The sequence below is a fragment of the Rothia nasisuis genome (assembly GCF_928381405.1).
GTDB classification, from domain to species: Bacteria; Actinomycetota; Actinomycetes; order Actinomycetales; family Micrococcaceae; genus Rothia; species Rothia nasisuis.
The window spans coordinates 1-3,638 of the sequence record NZ_CAKMSB010000026.1; the positions used below are offsets into that span (position 1 = coordinate 1).

Below are 3,638 nucleotides of genomic sequence, written 5' to 3' on the forward strand. Positions count from 1 at the left end.
GTAAACTCACACACCAACAACACCTACCAGCACAGAAAGACCTGCCCCATGTCTCATAACCTCGGTGCCATTGAAAGCGATGTTGAATTCAACTTCACCCACGCAGAGAGCCTCAAAACCGCTTTCACTAACGCAGCGAGGACCCTCGAGGATCAGGCAGATTCTAGGGCGTCTCTGGTATCCACCGCTCAAGAAGACTTTAAAGGCTACTTCAGTACCCTCTTCGACACAAACAGCAAAACCGCCGCCGCCGATGCCTCCGACCTCGCCATCGCTCTCACCAACGCCGCTGACTTAGTCAATCAACTCATCGACCAGGCCCGAGAAGAAAACGAACGCCGCCGTATTGCCCGCGAATTCGTAGCCGAACAAGAGGCCGAGAGCGCCTTGAAAAAGGGCATAGATGAAATCTTCGGTGACCAAGACCCACCGGTAGGCCCAGCCTCAGACCCCATGAGCAAAAGCACCCAAGCCCCTGCCAACACACCCCGCCAGAATCCTGCCCCCGACAGTGGCGGCGGCCCAAGTGGCGGAACTTCCAGCGCCATCCCCGAAAACCTGCGGGCCTTCAGTAGCGGTCTGGAACCTCTTGAGACCACCGTCAAAAACAAGCACAGCACCCTTGAGACCGCCTACTCGGACTTTCAAGGTAGCTGCAACTACGGCTCCCTGAACGCTGCTGATCTGATGACCGCCCTGGGCAAATGGCTTGAGGCCAACGAACAGGATATGGCCTGGGCCAAAACTATCGCTCAAGCCTTTGACGATGCTGGGGCGACCTCCGGGCACCCTGTGGCCTTAGCCAACTCGGCTCTGGCTACCTCCTTGCAGAACGCTGGGGTGGCAGTAGCGCGTGAAGATTTGACCATCATGGACCCCACCGCAGTGGGCGGGCCCCCGACCACCGGGTACACCCTGGATCCGGTGAACACCGCTAACGGTAACTTCATTGAACCGGAAACTGACCTGGGGTTCACCGGCGGGTGTGCCTCCCTAGCGCTGAAGCGTATGTATAACTCCCGCGGGCAGACCGGCGGTGTCTTTGGGCCCGGGTGGAGCTCCACCTTAGATATGGCCCTGCGGTTCACCGATGAGGGAGCCACCTGGGTCATGGCTGATGGGCGGGCCTTGCCCTTTGCTCGGGCTGGTGAAGGTTTTGCTCCCTGTGCTGAGGAGAATTTCTGGCTCCTGCCTGTGAATCAGGTGAGCCCGGTGCAGCTACCGGCCCCCCAGGCTGGGTCTGTGGTGTGGGTGATTACGGATAATGCTGGGGGCCGCTGGTTCTTTGATGCTACCGGCACCTGGGTGGGTTCCTGCCCTGCCGGTGAGGGTAGCGCCTATTACCCCACCTACTCCTCCGACGGCACGGTTGCCACCGTGCACCACGAGCGGGGCCGGTTCATCAGTTTTGAGTATGTTGACGGGCTAGTTGCTGTTGCCACCGCCTCTGATGGGCGGCGGATTGAATACACCTATTCTGCTGCCGGTCTGCTCACCGGCGCGCAGGGGGCTAGCTATCGGCGTGTTTACACCCATAATGAGCAGGGCCTGATTGAGGTGGTCGCTGATGCTGCCGGGGTTCAGGAGGTCATCAATACGTATGACCCCTACGGGCGGGTTCTGACCCAGAAAACCCCGCACGGGCGTCTGGTGCGGTTCTCCTACCTGCCGGGGCGGGTGACCGTGGTCGCTGATGAAAACGGGCAGCGGTCTAACTCCTGGGTTTCTGATGCTCGGGGCCGGTTGATTGGGGTGATTGATGCTCATGATCAGCGTCAGTCTATGGCCTATGACCAGCACGGCAACCTGGTCTCAGTCACCGAGCGTGATGGGTCTGTGACTGTTCATGCCTATGATGACCGGGGCCGTCGGGTGCGTACGGTCACCGGTGAGGGTGCTGATATCACCTACCGGTGGGACGAGCTGGACCGGCTGGTGGATATGGTCACCGCTCACGGTGGGCTGATCACTTATACCTATGAGGGATCTAGCCGTCACCCTTCCCAGATTCGGGATGCCCTAGGTGGGGTGACGGAGCTGACCTGGGAGGCAGGGCTCTTGCGGCAGGTAACTGGCCCCACAGGTGTCCGGCTGTCTTTTGAGTACACTGGCACCGGTGATCTGTTGAGCGTTACTAATGCTTTTGGTGATACCTCCTACCTTGGATATGACAGTGCGGGCAGAGCCATACAGGCTGTCACCGCCTCGGGGGCCCTGACCCGGTTCGCCTATGATGGCGCAGGCAATCTGGCCTCACGCCAAGACCCTGATGGGGCGGTACACCGTTTTGAGTATGATGGCGCTGGCCGCCTGGTTGCTTTGGTTGACCCGACCGGGGCACGCACGCAGATGCGCTACGGGGCCCATGGGGAGGTTGTCGAGACGATTGACCCCTTAGGCCGGTCGGTTTCGCGTGTCTTTGACGATGCGGGCAATGTTGCCTCAGCGGTTTTGCCTGATGGGTCTGCCTGGGGTTTTGAGCACGATGCGCTCTCGCGTTTGGTGGCTGTGACTGACCCTGCCGGGGGCATCTGGTCCCGTGAGTACGATGTCACCGGTCAGTTGGCCGCTACGGTTGACCCGCTGGGCAACCGGGTGACTGCCACGGTGAATCGTAAGGATCAGCGGATTACCCTGAGCGATGTTTTCGGCTCTGCCTCTATACAGACTGATATGTACGGTCGGCCTGTTAAACGTGAAGGGCTTGATGGTTCAGCGGAGCTAATTTCTTATGATGCAGCTGGTAATCCGGTGGAGTTGGTCGATGGTGAAGGTGCGCTCACCAGGTATGAGTATGACCTGGCGGGCAAGCTGGTTGCCCTTATCTTCCCCGATGACTCACGCATCGAGTATGGGTATGATGCGGCTGGGCGCCCTGAGACTTTGAGGGATGCTGCCGGTGGCGTGACTCGGTTAGTGTATGATGCCGATTCGCGTGTGGTGGGTAAGGTTGGCCCCACCGGTGAGGAATCGACCTATGAGTACGATGCCTGTGGGCGGCTGGTGCTGGCCCGGGAGCCAGGGCGCGGCATAGCACGTTATGGGTACGATGCGTGCGGCAGAGTAGTGTTTGCTCAAGACGGTGCTATGGGTACCCGCCGGTTTGCTTATGATGCTGCCGGTCAGCTGGTGCAGGCCATTAATGGGCTGGGTGGGCGCACTCATTATGAGTATGATGTGCGCGGTCGTCTGGTGCGCATTACTGACCCGGCCGGGGCGGTAACACGGCGCACCTACACGCAGTTGAATCAGGTGGACTCGGTGACCGATGCCCTAGGGCGGGTGACTAGGGCTACCTATGATGCGGCCGGGCGTCAGCTGAGGCAAACCGACCCTAGCGGCTCGATGAGCACCTGGACTTATGATGCGGCTGGGCGGGAGACATCGCTGAGCGTTGACGGGCGTCTTGTCTCGAGCGTTGAGCGGGACTTGGGCGGGCGTAGTGTGCGTATCCGTGATTTCTCCTGTGGGGAGCAGGTGGATCATGAGCTGGTCTATGACCGGGTGGGGCGGCTGCTGTCTCGTTCCCGCGGGGATCAGAGCACAAGGTGGTCCTATGATGCTGCCGGTAAGGTTCTTTCTCGCACCGATGCGGTCGGGGGCACGGTCTCTTATGCTTACGACGCTGCTGGGCGGCT

Annotated in this window: 1 protein-coding gene; it reads left to right on the forward strand. The window is 60.0% G+C overall.

The genetic code is table 11. The features are described from left to right. Nucleotides 1-48: 48 nt before the first annotated feature. Nucleotides 49-3,638 (forward strand): DUF6531 domain-containing protein (locus L6966_RS11845; protein WP_237233454.1); only part of this gene is annotated, 3,590 nt, incomplete at its 3' end.